Origin of the sequence: Bacillus sp. LM 4-2 (assembly GCF_000978495.1) — a bacterium.
Taxonomy (GTDB): domain Bacteria; phylum Bacillota; class Bacilli; order Bacillales; family Bacillaceae; genus Bacillus; species Bacillus subtilis.
In genome coordinates, this window is the sequence record NZ_CP011101.1 from 2245335 (window position 1) to 2261056 (window position 15722).

A 15722-nucleotide genomic window follows, 5' to 3' on the forward strand; every position below is an offset into this window, starting at 1 on the left:
CCATGTTTTTTAACGAAAAAAAACTGCTGAAATCAGCAGTTTTCCGTTGCATTCTTATGAAAAATGAGTTTGTATCGTCTCTACGGCATTACCGTCCATAATGAGCTTACCATACTCTTGCAGGCGATAAATCGTTAAAGTTGTCGGATTGCCGTATTCAGCCAGAACCGCCACAACCCCTTCAGCCGTATGTGACCCTAGATCTTCAAGGCTTAAAAAGTACTGCCCGTCATAGTGGTAGACAGTTCCCCCTGTGATACCGATTCGCTGTAAGCTTTCTGAAAGCTGAATGATATCTTCAAAGGAATGGAATTGATATATGATGTCCGCGCTTTCATCAAGCTTGACTTGCATTTCGATGTAATCATCATCATACTCATCGTCTTCTGAATCGGCGTCTTGGTTCTTTGTTACAATCACGACCATCCCTTGTGCTTGGAGAGAATACACTTCCACTGCAATCGGTCCATTCGCTTCAAAGCCGAGCTCTGTATTTGCTTCATTCATCATATCTTTAAATAACTGGTGGACTTTAAATGAGTCCTTCCAGAGGTCTTCTTTTGTCAATCCCCGGTCTGTCAAATCATCGAGGGTTAAAAAGATTTTGATCTTATTATAATTCAGACGCTCAAGCCGCATAACGTTCCCTCCTGCCTCTACTTGCACACAAATCATATAACACATTATATGAGATGATGAGTCATAGGTTCTTAATTGTTATCAGTTTACACTGAGTTCACTAGTAAGACAAGCACAATGCAGTTTTTATTGCCATATGGATTTTTGCTTTTTAGAAGTTATTCTGGCCCGCAAAGAGTCACAATGTGTGTTTCAGGCTCAGCACCTAAACGAAGAGGCACTTTTGTCGTGCCGTAGCCGTTGCTGATCAGATATGCCGCGTTTTTAACAATACCTGTTTTCCCCAGTTCATAAGGACCGAATTTTCCAAACCTGATCTGGCCTCCATGGGTATGTCCGCTGAGTATCACATCAATACCGTCATCTTCATTGATTTGTTCATGAATCTCCGGATTATGGCAAACCAGAATATTCAGCTGGCTTTCATCAAGTTCTTTGATGGCTTCCTCATAATGATCCATCTCCATCCTGATATCATCAACCCCCGCAATCGCAATCGTATGCCCATTGTATGAAAACGGGACTGACTCATTTCTCAGAGTGATGACGCCGTGCGCTTTAAATATGGAATACAGCTTATGCTGCCTGACTTCATAATCATTATTCCCCCACACAAACACGATAGGGACCCCGAATTGTACGAGCCTTTTGATGTTTTCCTCGATTCTCGCACTGGGCACCCCGCCCTCAGCTAAATCACCGCCGATTATAACCAAGTGGGGGGCATGGCTTCGCGCTTTTTCTAAAAGGTCTTGATCGATGAGACGTTTGTGAATGTCTGAAATAAAAAAGATTGTCAGAGGCGGCTTGCCCTTCATCTTTGATAAAGGAAACGTATGTGTCTTCAAATGATTGCCTTTTGCTGTTGCATACATTTTTGCCGTCATTGCCGCTGCCGCAACAGTTAGTACACCGGCAATTTTCACTGATAGCTTCATAAAAAACTCTCCATTCTTTTTAGAACTTATCAATAAGACGGACAATAAAAAAAGACGTTTCTATCGTTTGAGAAAACGCCCCATTTTATTTACTTTCAAAATATAGATTAATGTCATATTTGTGCTTCATCATATGAAAAACAGACTCTCTCGCCTTCCATTTATCGGGCTGCGGCCAGAGATCAGTGCTTTTCTGAATAATTTCACATCTCAGTTTATGGAAATCAGTCTCGGATTTTTCTTCCTTTTTCTTGAAATAATATGAAGTGCAGTAGGCAAAAGCGGTTGCCAGCATCCAAAATAAATAAAAGGTATGGCTAAGTATTTCTTGAAGTATAAGCTGAGGCTCCGGGCTTTTGATCATGATCATAACACATAATAAGCCTAGGCAGATAAGTGAAGCCCATCGCCATCTGCGGCATTGTGCTGCATAATTTTCGAATTTTTGTTTTCGTTTTACCAGCGCTTGGAGCATCTGTTTGGTCGGCGCGTCTGTAAACTGATCCAGCTGATTCCATAAGGATTCCATACGCTTCACACCTTGTCCATTTTCATTGCTACAATATATGAACGTAAAATAAAAATAATACCCTATTCATCCATTAAAGGGATGTCCAAAACTTGTCCGGTGTAAACATCATTTCCATTCAGATGATTATATGCTCGAATTTTTTCTTCTCCTGTCCGGCTTTTATAATACTTCATGGAAATGCGGTATAGCGTTTCTTTCTTTTGGACGGTGTGCTTGACAACGCGATTCGGCACATTTTGAACTGGCTCAGCTGGCTGTTCTTGCTGTTGTACTGTTGATTGGGAAGAGGAAGCAGCCGCGGCGGTTGCTTCCTCCTTATTTGGCGAGTCTTCTTTTTCCGCTACAGCAGTCTGTTTCTTATCAGCAGCTGTTTGCTCTTTTGGCTTGGAATCTTCTGGCTCTTTTTTTGACTCCTTCTGCAGTGCGGTTTCTTTAGTGTCTGCGGTATCGTTTTTATCCTCTGATTTCGGGACAACCTCATATTTGCTTTGGCTGCTGTCAATAAAAACATCTTCATAATCGTCATGATTATCCGGGTGGCTCTTTAGATAAAATAAGGTGACTAAAACGATAACCGGCACAAATACAAATATTACTGCGAGTACTGTGAATAATGGCGTTTTTGTTTTGCCTTGCTTTTTTTTCTGTTCTCTTTGATTTTTTACAGATTGTCTTGTCGGAAGGCTTTCTCCATCATCGACATAATCGTCCGCCAATGCGGCGTTTTGATCTTCATAAAGATTCTGGGCTTTTCTTCTCTCTACTCTCGACATGTTCGTCATGTTTATCCCTCCTCACATGTTCAAAACGAATCTGACAGGCAAACACGGCATCAATGATAAAATGCGCCGTCATCGGAACAAATAAGTTGCCGGTCCATTCATACATCAGACCGAGCAAAAAGCTGATTGCTGTCACCATAATAAATAACAGCCATTTTGACAAATACCGAAAGTGCAGAGCGGCAAATATAAGGCTGGCCGTCCATAAACCGATATGAGTCTGCAGCACTCCTCTGAATAACATTTCTTCCGCGAAAGCAATCAGAAGCGTTAAAAATATAATATGAGGGATTGACCTCTTACTGAATATTTTTTTATTGATTCCGCCGTCATCATATAAATGAGACGGAAACCATTTCATTACTGCCATATCGGCTAAAATAACAATAACAGCTATAGAAACACCATACCAGATGATTCGCATATCGCGAATGTCCCAGAGCTTTAATACGTCCCGTACATCCTCAAAAAAGAACAGTCCTGCTGCAGCAGCGGCAAAGATGATGAGTAGCTGCGTCAAATATAACTGCTTCAGCATATCATGGTCAGTCATATGCTGAATATAATCTTTTTGCTGTTTCAGTTCAGCTCACCTACAGTCTGCAAGCTGAATATCCGGTGCAATTCCGAACTCCAGCTGTCTAATGGCGCCATTTTACTCCGTTCCCCTTTTTGTTCATACAAGGATAAATCAAAACCGCAATGTGAACAGCACGGGAGGTTTCCGTCATCAGGCTCGTATGATTCATCAAAGTAGGTTAACAGTGCCTGCCTTAAACAGCCGTCACGCTGAAGCAAAAATGATACACGGTGCATTTTTTCCAGCTTCAGCTCCATGCGATATGAAATTTCTTTCTTCATCAGTTCAACTGATGTTTTTCCCTGCATAAAGAGATGAATCATCATACGGGCCTGTGTCTCTCCGACGCCATACTGAAGTAATACGTCACGCAGCCTTCTCTCATCCCGCTCCTCCGTCTTCTCTAGCACACGGATTACGTCGGCGATTTCTTCAGCTGTGACACTCTCCATCTGGATAATTTGTTCCTGCAATTCAAAATCCCCTGGCGCCCGCAGCAAAATGCTGACACTCGGCTTTCCGTCGCGTCCCGCTCTGCCGATTTCCTGCATAAAAGCTTCTGCCGTCTGCGGGAGATGAAAATGAATCACATATCTGATATCAGGTTTATCGACACCCATTCCAAACGCATTCGTACAACATATCACATCAAGCTGGTTATGAATAAACTGCTGCTGAATTAAAATCCTGTCCCCTGACTCCAAACCGCCATGGTAAAAGTCGGCTCTGCTGCTCGTTTTGCTTTTAATTTCACCCGCTAATTCCTTAGCCCATTTCCGTGTTGGACAATAAACAATTCCCGGACCTTGCAGGTTTTCAACCAGCTGAATGACCCTATCTATTTTTTCGGCAGTATCCGCCGCATTTTCAACCCTCAGTGCGATGTTTGGGCGGTTGACTGAGTTGAGATGGCGTACAGCATGCTGCAGCTCCAGCAGGTTCATGACATCTTGCAGCGTTTCCTTTGTAGCCGTGGCGGTCAATGCCAGAACGGGTGGGTGTCCAAGTTTTTTTCTCAGCTGTCCGAGCTTTGAATAATCAGGCCTGAAGTCGTGTCCCCATTCAGAAATACAATGCGCTTCGTCAATAACAAATAGGCTAATCGGAACGCTTTTCAATTTTTCCAATACATATGGAGACTGTAAAGCTTCAGGAGACAAGTACAAAAATTTATATCGATGAATATGTTCTAAAACAAATTGTCTTTCCTGCCTGTTAAGCATGCTGTTCAAAGCTGCAGCACGCTTTTCCCCCCGGGCTTTGAGCTGCTGCACCTGATCCTCCATTAAAGAAAGCAGTGGAGAAACGATTAATACCATGCCATCAAGCATATAACCAGGCAGCTGGTAGCAAAGCGATTTCCCTCCCCCAGTCGGGAGCATTGCAATGGTATCCTTCCCGCTGAGTATGCTTTCAATAATGTCCTGCTGCCCTTTTTTAAAGGAAGTAAAACCAAAAAACTGATATAACGTTTGCTGTAATTTAGTCATATTGCTGCACCTGCTTTGTCAATGCCAGTCTGATTTGAAAGTAGCTGAACCGCTGTTCCAGCCCGTCGCGAATTTGTTTGATTTTATTCGTCCGCATCCGTTTGGCAAACTCTGCGATTTGAAGCTGGTCTTCTGCTGATACATAGTCATTAATCATAAACGCAGGCTCATGGAGAGAAATCTCGACAATGTGGTCTTCAATCGTCGCTGTTTTCAGCTTTCTGATTTCAGCAATTCGCTGTATCGGAAACCCTTGTTTGACCATCTGCCATGTTTTCCTCGTCGACTCTGTCAGGGCATTATCTAAGTGCACATCAGAAAGGAGATCCTTTAACAAAGCATCTTCACACTCCGGAAGAGAATGAATAAAATAATGTACCGAAGCCCAAAACATGATATAGACATACCATTCGTCTTCTTTCAGCGTATCAGCAAGCTGCCTGCTCGTATAACCGATCCGATGGTGCGAGGTTAAGGAGTAGACAAAAATTTGCGCTGCTTTGTTTTCAATCTTTTTCAAATGCGCCTCAAGCATGGCAAAAAGGCTTTTTGCCATCTCTATATGATCCGTATGCCGGGACAGGTATTTCTTTACCCAGTGAAGTGTCTTATGATCCTTTGTGACAGGGATATACTGCCTGCTCCCTTGCTGTTTATGGGATAGGACCTGCACAAGCAGCGAAAGCCTTTTCCAAAGCACGCCGGCAGCCTGCTGATAATGAGCGCCGTGACAATGAACGGGCCAAGGCCGCTCGCTAAGGGCATGTCTCAAAACTGCTGCGCCGCTGGCTGTCACTTTGTATGTATCTGATTCAGACATTGGCGCGAGATATGAATGCTTTTCAAGCTTGTCAAGCGACGCAGAAATATCGCTTCTCGAACATTTTGCCGCCATTCCAAAGTATTTTGCAGTCTGAAATAAGCCGGCATCTTGAATGGTCTGTGACGATCTCTTGCCTTTGAATAGGTGAAAAACAGCGCTTCCCGACCGTTCCCCGTTTATTTTGCAAAGACAATCGAGAACCATAATATCGAAGTAATTTAATGACAACCTATCCACCTACATTCTTCCTGACAAAAATCGTTGATTTGCTCTTTTTATTTTAACAGATTTCAAACAGAAATCGACGTTTAAAGTCATCATTAAGGGGGATGTTATGTAGATAACCCCTTATGTGATAAGCATTCTCAATCATTTTTCTGTTGAAATGTGGCAGCAACATCATTACAATAAGTAAGAGGAATAGGTGTTAAATTGATTAAATATAAAGATTGATCCATTTGTTCCACCAAGAACAATCTGGGAGGTTTTATTCATGGCAAAGTACACAATCGTAGACAAAGATACATGTATTGCATGCGGCGCTTGCGGAGCTGCTGCACCAGACATTTACGATTACGATGATGAAGGCATCGCGTTCGTAACGCTTGATGAAAACAAAGGTGTTGTCGAAGTTCCTGAGGTACTGGAAGAAGATATGATTGACGCATTTGAAGGATGCCCTACTGATTCCATCAAAGTGGCGGATGAGCCATTTGAAGGCGACCCGCTTAAATTTGAATAGAAGTAACTAAAAAAAGCTCCCGAACGGGAGCTTTTTTATTTAATGGATATGTGCACTTCGCTGCTGCTCAATCCATGGCTTAAGCTTGATAAAAATTAGTGAGAATACAACCGTAATTACAATACCTTTTATCATGTTAAACGGCAGGATACCTGCGACGACTGCTGTTTTTAGCGCGCTGTCGGATAATGCCGGTGAATGTAAAAACCACGTGTATGCCGGAAGAATCAGAACATAATTTAAAATACTCATTAAAATGGTCATCGCTGCAGTTCCCAAAAGCAGGCTGACAGCCAAGCCCTTTGCTGAGTTGAGTTTTTTAAATAAGAAAGCAGTCGGTAATATAAAGAGTGTTCCTGCAATAAAATTCGCAACTTGCCCTACAGGAACTCCGGCCATGCTTCCCTGAATGATATACTGAAGAACATTTTTTATCGCTTCTACGGCAATACCCGCCAAAGGTCCGTAAATCAGAATGGCAATAATTGCGGGAACGTCGCTAAAATCGATTTTTAAATAATCCGGAAGACCCGGAAACGGGAAATTTAACAGCATCAAAACAAATGCAATGCTGCTCAGCATGCTGACCACAACTAATTTTTTTACTTTCACTTCATTCTCTCCTTTTCGATCACATCTTACTCGAAAACGGAAAGGTTCTTTTCCAGCCAATAAAAAAACCGCTTCATATATAAAAGCGGGGTTTCGAAAATTAGGCTAGGCAAAGAAACGTTTGAAAAATTCAATTTCAAAACGCTTATGAACCTCCATCTTCTCCCATCCAGACTGTACTGTCGGCTCCGGAATCTCACCGAATCCTGCTGTAAAGACAGCTCGCGGGCTTAGAGCCATTGGCTCATCACCGCCGGTAGGGAATTTCACCCTGCCCCGAAGATTGATCATATGAAATTTAATTACATTATAAACGATAACTGGTTGGCTGTATAGAGAATTGCTTCAAATTAAATATATTACCTGCAAGCTGTCAGATCATTGATTTATTAGGCTTTACTTTTATCCTTTACTGCGTCAATACACGTTGACACTCTTTTGAGAATATGTTAAATTATCAGATATTTAGTTTGTCAATTTAGGAGGAAATCTAACGATGTTTCGAGTATTGGTCTCAGACAAAATGAGCAACGACGGTTTACAGCCACTTATTGAATCAGACTTTATTGAAATCGTTCAAAAAAACGTAGCAGATGCAGAAGATGAATTACATACTTTTGATGCTCTTTTGGTGCGAAGCGCGACAAAAGTAACAGAAGACCTTTTCAACAAAATGACTTCTTTAAAAATTGTCGGAAGAGCCGGTGTCGGTGTCGATAATATCGATATTGATGAGGCTACGAAACACGGGGTAATCGTGATCAATGCTCCGAACGGCAACACCATTTCGACAGCTGAGCATACATTTGCAATGATCTCTTCTTTAATGAGACACATTCCGCAGGCTAATATCTCAGTGAAATCCAGAGAGTGGAACCGCACAGCTTATGTCGGTTTAGAGCTTTATGGAAAAACGCTTGGTATTGTAGGATTAGGCCGAATCGGAAGTGAAATTGCACAGCGTGCGAGAGCGTTCGGTATGACTGTGCACGTTTTTGATCCTTTCTTAACGGAAGAAAGAGCGAAAAAAATCGGCGTAAACAGCCGTACATTTGAAGAAGTGCTTGAAAGTGCGGATATCATTACCGTTCACACGCCTTTAACAAAAGAAACAAAAGGCTTATTGAATAAAGAAACGATTGCAAAAACGAAAAAAGGCGTTCGCTTAATTAACTGTGCGCGAGGCGGAATTATCGATGAAGCAGCACTTCTCGAAGCTTTGGAAAACGGGCATGTTGCGGGAGCAGCGCTTGACGTTTTCGAAGTTGAACCGCCAGTTGACAACAAACTTGTTGATCATCCATTAGTCATTGCCACTCCTCACTTGGGAGCATCAACGAAAGAAGCACAGCTCAATGTCGCCGCCCAAGTGTCAGAAGAAGTTCTGCAGTTCGCAAAAGGCCTGCCTGTCATGTCAGCTATCAACCTGCCTGCCATGACAAAAGATGAATTTGCTAAAATTAAGCCCTACCATCAAATTGCAGGAAAAATTGGCAGCCTTGTATCACAGTGCATGAAAGAACCAGTACAGGATGTTGCCATTCAATATGAAGGCACAATTGCTAAACTTGAAACATCGTTCATTACAAAAGCCCTTCTGTCAGGCTTTTTAAAACCGCGCGTTGACTCTACTGTTAATGAGGTCAATGCCGGGGGTGTCGCAAAAGAACGCGGCATCAGCTTCAGTGAAAAAATTTCCTCTTCTGAATCTGGATACGATAACTGCATCAGCGTAAAAGTGACAGGAGACCGCAGCACCTTTACTGTAACGGCTACGTATATTCCTCATTTCGGAGAACGAATTGTCGAGATCAATGGATTTAATATTGATTTTTATCCGACAGGTCACTTGGTGTATATCCAGCATCAAGATACAACAGGTGTCATCGGCCGAGTAGGACGTATTCTCGGAGATAACGATATTAACATTGCAACTATGCAGGTTGGCCGTAAGGAAAAAGGCGGAGAAGCCATCATGATGCTTTCCTTTGACAGACATCTGGAAGATAAAATTGTGAAAGAACTAACAAATGTCCCTGATATTGTGTCTGTGAAACTCATTGATCTGCCATAATCAAAAAAACTCAAGCTATCTATATAGCTTGAGTTTTTTTATTTCTATCCCCGTGTGTTTTTATGCAAAATATCTAAGACACTCCTTAGCTCAGAAACAGGTATTTGACCTGGTGCGGACGCCTCTTCTCCAGCTCCAAAAGTACAAGCCGATCCAAAAACCTCACCGCTCAGCCTACTGATGAGCCCTGTTGCAGCCATTGACATTGTAATAATGGGGCGGTCTGCATATTTTGTTTTCATTGTATACGTCGCATCAAGCAGTGTTAGGAGATCTCCAGTATCATTCGGCATAACAGCCATTTTTGGAATATGCGCGCCTAAGTCCTGCATTTTTCGAAGTCTGGAAAGAATTTCATCTTTTACAGGTGTTTTTTCAAAGTCGTGATTTGACATCACCACATAGACGTTGTTTTTTTCCGCCAGCGATACTAACGCCTTTACATTTGCATCTCCTGAAAATAATTCGATGTCTATCAGATCGATGTCTTTTGTTTGGATTGCCGATTCCAGCAAAGCAAGATAGGAGCTTTCGTCCATCTCCATGCTCCCGCCCTCTTTGTGGGTTCTGAATGTAAATAGAAATAGCTTGTCTTCTAAAGATTTACGAAGCTTAGAAATGAGCTTTGTGACCGCTTCTCTGTCATTCGCTTTTTCAAATACGTCGACTCTCCATTCAACAATGTCCGGATTCAGTAATTTTACTGCCTCTGCTTCATTCAGAATTTGTTTTTCCGTCTTTCCCATCAGCGGAACGATGATTTTCGGCATTCCTTCCCCAATGGAAACTCCTTTAATTGTTAACACGTTCACTCATCTCAAATCCTTTCAATCGTTACCTTGTTTTATTATACACGTACAACTTTTTTTTGAAAATTTCTATTATATGAATAGCAACTAAAAAAGAGCCTCAAAGGGCCCATTTTAGTTTAAGAAAATCGGATTTGGAGCAGCCGGTACCGGAATTGCATCTGATACGTCATATTTGCCGATTTTGTTTGTTCTGGTTTCGGTAAAGGTCACTTCTGTGAAGCCAAACTCTTTTGCGGTTAAAAGAAGTCCCTCAATCATTAAAATACTGGCAATAGAATCCTCAACTTCTGAGTCCTTTGAGAAACGGATATATAAGTGCTTCTGTTTCTTCGTTACAGATTGGACAGTACCCGCTTGAATAAGCGGTGTTGTATCTTTTTGACTGCTCGATTCCATTTCCTTAATCGCTTCTTTTACTGTATCAAAAGAATGATTTGACGGAACGAGAAAGTCTTGTCCTTGTTTATTTTGGTACAAGTAGTAGGATCGTTTTGACTGTTTGGGAATCGAAATTTCCGTAAAAGTGCCATATGAGCCAATCCGAACCCCACTCTCATTTTGATCCGATAAAAATTTGACTTTTTCATAAGGACTCCATTTTAAGGATTCTTTAAGCAATTTTTTTAACAGTGTATCATCTTTTACAGAAAATGCCGTAGCTGGCTGATGGACTCGTATACTTAATTCCTTCTGCTTTGGTTTTTCTTTTATTTCTACTTCATCTATGAAGGATGGAATTGTAATGGCATGATCAAGGATGCCCAATTCACTACTTTCAAACAGCATATCCTGGATCGTTTGGTCTGCATTTGTTTTTTGGATGCTGACGGGTATGATTGCGGATGTATCGGCATCAGCAACTGCTACAGTGATGTAATTGTCTTGTTCCTTTTCAGGTACAACAAACGATGTATGATCCAGGGATGATGCAGCTTTTGGGCTGTCTTCTGTCTCAGTTTTCGTTACTGCGTTCTCTTGGGACGCTTCTTTTTGTTGAGGCTGTGCCTGATCAAAGAAATGAGGAGAAATAATGAAGGCGATATAAACCGCAATTGCAGCGGCACACGCGGGGCCAATCCACTTGACAGCGGGCTTATTTTTACGCTTTGCCATCGTCAGCCGCTTGTAAATATCCTGAGGCGAACGATGGTCTTTAACTGCCGGAAGTTGACTTAACAACTCCTTTATCTGTTCTTCGTTCCATTCTGACTTCATCATCCATTAGCTCCTCCCTCAAAAGCTCCATATGTTTCCGAAGTACTTTGAGCCCTCTGTGTTGGGTCGTTTTTACTTTGCTTTCCGAGAAGCGCAGAGCCTTGGCTGTTTCCTGTATTGAATATCCCTGAATAAACCGCAAGATAATCACAGCTCTTTGATCGATTGTACATTGATCAAGCGCAGCATAAATTTCCCGGACATTTTCATGTTGAACCGCAAGTTCGTCCGGCAGCAATTGCTGATCCCTGACATCCTGTGTATCCCAGTCAAATGTACCGAGTATACGCTGTCTGATTGTTTGCTGTTTACGGAACCAGTCTATCGCAACATGGCGTGCGATAGACAAAAGCCATGTTTTTTCACTGCTTCTTCCTTCAAACGTATGATAAGAATTTAATACCCGGATATAAACCTCTTGAAGAAGGTCTTCTGTCTGGTTTTTATCCTTTACCATATAAAATAAAAATTGGTACAAATCTTGATGATATGTATCATATAATAATTGAAAGGTTTCTTCCATTTGAAACCCCTCCGTTCACTTTTTTGTCGTATGAATAGCTTGAAAAGTTACATTACAACTATATTACGAGTAACTGGAATTTGGAAGGGAATTTATATTAACATATCCTTAAATTTTATTAATGTTGGCTATTAAAAAAACACCCGCTCAGTCAGCGGGTGTTTCTTATGGAACAAGATTCTTCGGCAAATTCAGACTCGATTTTACCGTTTTGTCGGAATATAAAAAGTAAATGTTGTTCCTTTATCTATTCGGCTGTGCACAGTGATTGATCCGTTGTGGGCTTCCACGATATTTTTAACGATAGCCAGCCCTAACCCGGTTCCTGCTCTGCCCCTTGTCCGCGCTTTATCTGCCTTATAAAACCGCTCAAAGATAAATGGCAGATCTTCTTCCGGTATGCCAGACCCGGAGTCTTTGATATCAATTTTCAATCCATCCTTCACAGAATGGACTGAAATGGAGACACTGCCGCCGGCTGAAGTATGCCGCAGCGCGTTATCAATCAAATTGGTAAATACCTGCTCCATCTTGTCTTCATCAAACATAAATTCCTCTTCTGTGAGAGAAATGTCATGATCTAAAGCAATATTTTTTTCTTTCGCAACACCGGAAAACTTCCGAATGATCTTTTCTAAAAACTCATTCACATTGATTTTTTCATAATGTAAGCCTGTATGGCCTGATTCCATTCGGGCTAAATCAAGCAAATCATTAACTAAACGGCCCATTCGGAGTGATTCGTCATAAATGATTTGGGCAATTTCTTTCCGGTCTTCTTCAGAGCTTGCAATGTCATCAACAATTGCTTCACTGTATCCCTGAAGCATGGAGATCGGTGTTCTCAGCTCATGACTGACATTTGCGATAAAGTCCTCCCGCAGCTTATCAAGGCGGCGTTCTTCTGTCATGTCACGCAGTACGGCAACCGCTCCTCTTACGTGCGATTCCGCATAAAGCGGCGACATCAAAAGCACCCATGATCTGCCTTGCAGCGTCATCTCAATCATTTGTTCTTTTTCAGTGCTGACAGCGTTTTGAAACAGCTCTTTTGCTTCAGGCGGAAGGTTGTCGCCTTCTTTGATATTCATGTTCTGTTCATAATACCAAGCCTGAAGAAAACGTTCAGCCGGCGGGTTGGTCACAAGAATCGTACCGTCAATATTAATGGTAATAACCCCGTCAGCCATACTGCTCAAAATGTTAGAAAGCTGCTCTTTTTCTTGATTGAGCGCATTGATATGAAAGTTAAGCTGCCGGCCCATTTGATTAAAAGCGGTCGCCAGTTCACCGATTTCATCCTGAGTTAAAATCGGGATTTTTGTATCGAACTTGCCCTTCGCCAAATCCTGCGCGCCTTCTCTCATTTTTCGGAGAGGGTACGTGACCCTGCTTGATAAAAAGAATGCGAAAAATGTGGTCAGCACAATCGCAATTCCAGCGGCAAGAAAAATATAGCGGGTCGTATGTTTTGTTGTATCTTTAACGGCAAGCAAAGACTGGGATAAAAAGACCATGCCTTTCTTTCCGTCTTTTTCATACGGGACACCTACAATCAGGCGTTCATTATCCGTGTCTGTATCGCTCAGCCCCGTCCGTTTGCTTACTTTTTTATGGTCTTGGAGAGCTTTATTTAAGTCTTTGTCATGCTGTATTTGCTCAACCGTTATAGACGACAGGCGATTTTTATCATTCGGAGAATACCAGTGGTTCTTCTCATCCTGGATGATGGCAATGCTTGTTAAGTTATCAGCGAGCTCCCAAGTGATTGACCTTGCCAGTGCCTGGTCCTCGTGATTTTCTAGGATGACAGCAACTTTATTCGCAAGCTGTGTTAAATCATTCTCAGCTTCTTCCACATGGTAGTTTTCAATAAACTCCAGCAAAAGAACCGTTAATATGAACAATACGATCAAGACGAGTGAAAGGATCGTAAACCACAGCTTGCCTACTACGCTTTTCCAAAATTTCATTCAGCGCCGACCTCAAATTTATAACCTACACCCCATACTGTGACAATTTTTTTCGCAGCTTCCGGAGATACCTTGTTCAGCTTCTCTCTCAAGCGTTTGACGTGAGTGTCCACTGTCCGTAAATCACCAAAAAACTCATATTGCCACACTTCTTTCAGAAGCTTTTCCCGATCATACACCTTGTCAGGCGTTTTCGCTAAGAAATATAGAAGCTCATACTCTTTTGGCGTCAGGCTCACTTCTGTTCCATCAGCTGTTACGCGGTGAGCATCATGGTCTATTGACAGATGTGAAAACACGAGCACATTTTTCGTCGGTGTATTGGCATTGAAATAAGAGGTTTGGGATGCTCTTCTCAAAAGGGCCTTTACACGCAGCACGACTTCTCTCGGGCTGAACGGCTTAACAATATAATCATCTGTTCCCGCTTCAAAGCCCTGCACCCGGTTTGCTTCTTCTCCTTTTGCGGTCAGCATAATAATGGGTGTCGCTTTTTTTTCACGAATTTGCCGGCACACTTCAATTCCATCAGTCCCCGGCATCATCAGATCAAGCAAAATTAAGTCATAATTGGCTTCAAGCCCTTTGGCAATGGCTTCATCACCATTTTCAGCTTCATCTATAGCATAATTTTCACGTTCAAGATACATTCTTAAAAGGCGGCGAATTCTGGCTTCGTCATCAACTACTAATATTTTTGTTTCGTTCGTTTGGTCCATGTTTTCCCCCTGCTTTCCTTCTGTTACTTTCATTTTATCAAATCGTGAGAAAGTTTGAGAACTGTGTCGCTTTCAAAGGACTATGCATAAGAATGAAGTCCGGCAAGCACAAGATTTACGAATATTAAATTAAACATAATAATAGCAAAACCGATTACGGCCAGCCATGCTGACTTCTCACCGTGCCAGCCTCTTGACAGTCTTAAATGCAAGTAAGCGGCATAGAACAAAAATGTGATGAGCGCCCATACTTCCTTAGGGTCCCAGCCCCAAAATCTGGTCCACGCGAGCTGAGCCCAAATCATTGCAAAGATCAGCGCGCCGAGTGTAAAGATCGGAAATCCGATTGATACGGCCCTGTACCCAACCTCATCCACCAGATCAAGATTGACGTTTTTCACCAGCGGATGTAATAGAGCGCTGATTCTTTTTCTGATGATCAGACGGAGAGCCCCATACAACACAAGACCTGCTCCAAATGACCAAATGACAGTGTTCACTTTTCTGCCTGAGAAAAGCGCGGGAAGATCAACAAGCGGTTCCATTCTTCCTTCGGTCAAAAGCTCTCCCTGATGCGGACCGACAAGCGCGGGCATTTCGTACACCATCACGCTTTTTTCTTTACTTTTGTCCACCCAGTTAAACTCCGCTTCATAGCCTGCAAGACGAAATGCTGATGTGATTGCAATAAAGGCGACGGTTGTGACCAGGATAAACATAATCGCTTCAAGCCAGAAGGTCTTTTTGCTTGGTTTTGTCTGGTCTACATGCTTCAAAAGAAAGATGACACCAGCGACAAAGCTGATGGCAAGTATAGCTTGCCCAAGCGCGGCCGTTGTTACGTGAATATACAGCCAGTTGCTTTGGAGCGAAGGAATTAAAGGCGAGATATCTGTCGGAAACATGCTGGCGTAGGCAATCAGCAATAAAGCAATTGACAGCGTAAACAAGCCTAATGAAGGCAATCTATAGAGAAAATAAAGAATGATAAACGCCAAAACAAGCATCATGCCAAAAGCGGTGGTGAATTCAAACATATTGCTGACCGGCGCATGGCCGCTGGCAGCCCACCTTGTGATGAAATATCCAAGGTGGCAGAGAAAACCGACAATAGAAAGGGTGATTCCAATGTTGGCCCATCGGTTTGGCCTGCCCTTTTTATTTTTATTCCCACGTATGGCCCCGCCGAAAATTGGGACAGCGATTAAATACACAAGAAAGGCCGCATAAAGAAAATTTCCGCTCAGCTCTGCCATGACATCACTCCC

General features: G+C 42.3%; 16 protein-coding genes and 1 riboswitch. Of the genes, 2 read left to right on the forward strand and 14 right to left on the reverse strand.

Annotation, left to right across the window (positions count from 1 at the left end; translation table 11 throughout):
- Window positions 1–54: 54 nt before the first annotated feature.
- From bslm_RS10990 to bslm_RS11020, 7 genes are all read right to left on the reverse strand, one after another.
- Window positions 55–639 carry a genetic competence negative regulator gene (locus tag bslm_RS10990; protein WP_003230533.1) on the reverse strand — a complete coding sequence of 195 codons (585 nt, stop codon included), beginning with the start codon at window positions 637–639 and terminating at the stop codon, window positions 55–57.
- Window positions 640–797: 158 nt separating this feature from the next.
- The gene (locus bslm_RS10995) at window positions 798–1577 is read right to left on the reverse strand and encodes a metallophosphoesterase (protein WP_046381152.1); all 780 of its coding nucleotides are present in this window, start codon (window positions 1575–1577) and stop codon (window positions 798–800) included.
- A gap of 85 nt (window positions 1578–1662) precedes the next feature.
- Window positions 1663–2106 carry a YpbF family protein gene (locus bslm_RS11000; RefSeq protein WP_003230531.1) on the reverse strand — a complete coding sequence of 148 codons (444 nt, stop codon included), beginning with the start codon at window positions 2104–2106 and terminating at the stop codon, window positions 1663–1665.
- Window positions 2107–2168: 62 nt separating this feature from the next.
- Entirely contained in the window at window positions 2169–2891 is a 723-nt protein-coding gene (locus bslm_RS11005; RefSeq protein ID WP_004398603.1) for a LysM peptidoglycan-binding domain-containing protein, read from the reverse strand.
- On the reverse strand, window positions 2842–3444 hold the full coding sequence (locus bslm_RS11010) for a CPBP family intramembrane glutamic endopeptidase (protein WP_003230529.1): 603 nt from the start codon (window positions 3442–3444) through the stop codon (window positions 2842–2844). The genes bslm_RS11005 and bslm_RS11010 overlap by 50 nt, the downstream gene beginning before the upstream one ends.
- A gap of 26 nt (window positions 3445–3470) precedes the next feature.
- The gene (locus bslm_RS11015) at window positions 3471–4961 is read right to left on the reverse strand and encodes a RecQ family ATP-dependent DNA helicase (RefSeq protein WP_003230528.1); all 1491 of its coding nucleotides are present in this window, start codon (window positions 4959–4961) and stop codon (window positions 3471–3473) included.
- On the reverse strand, window positions 4954–6012 hold the full coding sequence (locus bslm_RS11020; RefSeq protein WP_004398594.1) for a YpbB family protein: 1059 nt from the start codon (window positions 6010–6012) through the stop codon (window positions 4954–4956). Before bslm_RS11020 ends, bslm_RS11015 begins: the two co-directional genes overlap by 8 nt.
- A gap of 265 nt (window positions 6013–6277) precedes the next feature.
- Between bslm_RS11020 and bslm_RS11025 the strand changes: the two genes are divergently transcribed.
- Complete coding sequence (locus bslm_RS11025; protein WP_003225461.1) at window positions 6278–6526, forward strand: ferredoxin; 249 nt, start codon at window positions 6278–6280, stop codon at window positions 6524–6526.
- Window positions 6527–6565: 39 nt separating this feature from the next.
- Here the strand turns inward: bslm_RS11025 and fmnP are convergent, their stop codons facing one another.
- Window positions 6566–7138 carry a riboflavin transporter FmnP gene (fmnP, locus tag bslm_RS11030; protein WP_004399159.1) on the reverse strand — a complete coding sequence of 191 codons (573 nt, stop codon included), beginning with the start codon at window positions 7136–7138 and terminating at the stop codon, window positions 6566–6568.
- 153 nt (window positions 7139–7291) lie between these two features.
- Window positions 7292–7426, reverse strand: a riboswitch (FMN riboswitch).
- A 208-nt stretch (window positions 7427–7634) separates the two neighbouring features.
- On the opposite strand from fmnP, the gene serA reads away from it, so the two are divergent.
- A complete protein-coding gene (gene serA, locus bslm_RS11035; protein ID WP_046381153.1) occupies window positions 7635–9212 on the forward strand; it encodes a phosphoglycerate dehydrogenase in 1578 nt (525 codons plus the stop codon).
- 44 nt (window positions 9213–9256) lie between these two features.
- Here serA and aroD read toward each other — a convergent pair whose 3' ends face one another.
- The 6 genes from aroD to resC all read right to left on the reverse strand — a co-directional run bounded on the left by aroD (window position 9257) and on the right by resC (window position 15710).
- Window positions 9257–10024, reverse strand: a complete 768-nt coding sequence (gene aroD, locus bslm_RS11040) for a type I 3-dehydroquinate dehydratase (protein ID WP_046381154.1) — start codon at window positions 10022–10024, stop codon at window positions 9257–9259.
- 111 nt (window positions 10025–10135) lie between these two features.
- A complete protein-coding gene (gene rsiX, locus bslm_RS11045) occupies window positions 10136–11242 on the reverse strand; it encodes an anti-sigma-X factor RsiX (protein WP_046381155.1) in 1107 nt (368 codons plus the stop codon).
- Window positions 11178–11762: an RNA polymerase sigma factor SigX gene (gene sigX, locus bslm_RS11050; protein WP_003230521.1), complete on the reverse strand. Its 585-nt coding sequence runs from the start codon at window positions 11760–11762 to the stop codon at window positions 11178–11180. Before sigX ends, rsiX begins: the two co-directional genes overlap by 65 nt.
- 203 nt (window positions 11763–11965) lie before the next feature.
- Window positions 11966–13735, reverse strand: a complete 1770-nt coding sequence (gene resE, locus bslm_RS11055) for a sensor histidine kinase ResE (RefSeq protein WP_046381156.1) — start codon at window positions 13733–13735, stop codon at window positions 11966–11968.
- Entirely contained in the window at window positions 13732–14454 is a 723-nt protein-coding gene (gene resD / locus bslm_RS11060; protein ID WP_003246107.1) for a DNA-binding response regulator ResD, read from the reverse strand. Before resD ends, resE begins: the two co-directional genes overlap by 4 nt.
- A gap of 80 nt (window positions 14455–14534) precedes the next feature.
- Complete coding sequence (resC, locus tag bslm_RS11065) at window positions 14535–15710, reverse strand: cytochrome c biogenesis protein ResC (RefSeq protein WP_046381157.1); 1176 nt, start codon at window positions 15708–15710, stop codon at window positions 14535–14537.
- Window positions 15711–15722: the final 12 nt, after the last annotated feature.

What these genes read in the sequence shown, in the direction of transcription:
- bslm_RS10990 (WP_003230533.1), bottom strand. Translation starts at nt 639, where the DNA reads ATGCGGCTTGAGCGTCTGAATTATAATAAGATCAAAATCTTTTTAACC.
- bslm_RS10995 (WP_046381152.1), bottom strand. Translation starts at nt 1,577, where the DNA reads ATGAAGCTATCAGTGAAAATTGCCGGTGTACTAACTGTTGCGGCAGCG.
- bslm_RS11000 (WP_003230531.1), bottom strand. Translation starts at nt 2,106, where the DNA reads ATGGAATCCTTATGGAATCAGCTGGATCAGTTTACAGACGCGCCGACC.
- bslm_RS11005 (WP_004398603.1), bottom strand. Translation starts at nt 2,891, where the DNA reads ATGACGAACATGTCGAGAGTAGAGAGAAGAAAAGCCCAGAATCTTTAT.
- bslm_RS11010 (WP_003230529.1), bottom strand. Translation starts at nt 3,444, where the DNA reads ATGACTGACCATGATATGCTGAAGCAGTTATATTTGACGCAGCTACTC.
- bslm_RS11015 (WP_003230528.1), bottom strand. Translation starts at nt 4,961, where the DNA reads ATGACTAAATTACAGCAAACGTTATATCAGTTTTTTGGTTTTACTTCC.
- bslm_RS11025 (WP_003225461.1), top strand. Translation starts at nt 6,278, where the DNA reads ATGGCAAAGTACACAATCGTAGACAAAGATACATGTATTGCATGCGGC.
- serA (WP_046381153.1), top strand. Translation starts at nt 7,635, where the DNA reads ATGTTTCGAGTATTGGTCTCAGACAAAATGAGCAACGACGGTTTACAG.
- rsiX (WP_046381155.1), bottom strand. Translation starts at nt 11,242, where the DNA reads ATGATGAAGTCAGAATGGAACGAAGAACAGATAAAGGAGTTGTTAAGT.
- sigX (WP_003230521.1), bottom strand. Translation starts at nt 11,762, where the DNA reads ATGGAAGAAACCTTTCAATTATTATATGATACATATCATCAAGATTTG.
- resE (WP_046381156.1), bottom strand. Translation starts at nt 13,735, where the DNA reads ATGAAATTTTGGAAAAGCGTAGTAGGCAAGCTGTGGTTTACGATCCTT.
- resD (WP_003246107.1), bottom strand. Translation starts at nt 14,454, where the DNA reads ATGGACCAAACGAACGAAACAAAAATATTAGTAGTTGATGACGAAGCC.
- resC (WP_046381157.1), bottom strand. Translation starts at nt 15,710, where the DNA reads ATGGCAGAGCTGAGCGGAAATTTTCTTTATGCGGCCTTTCTTGTGTAT.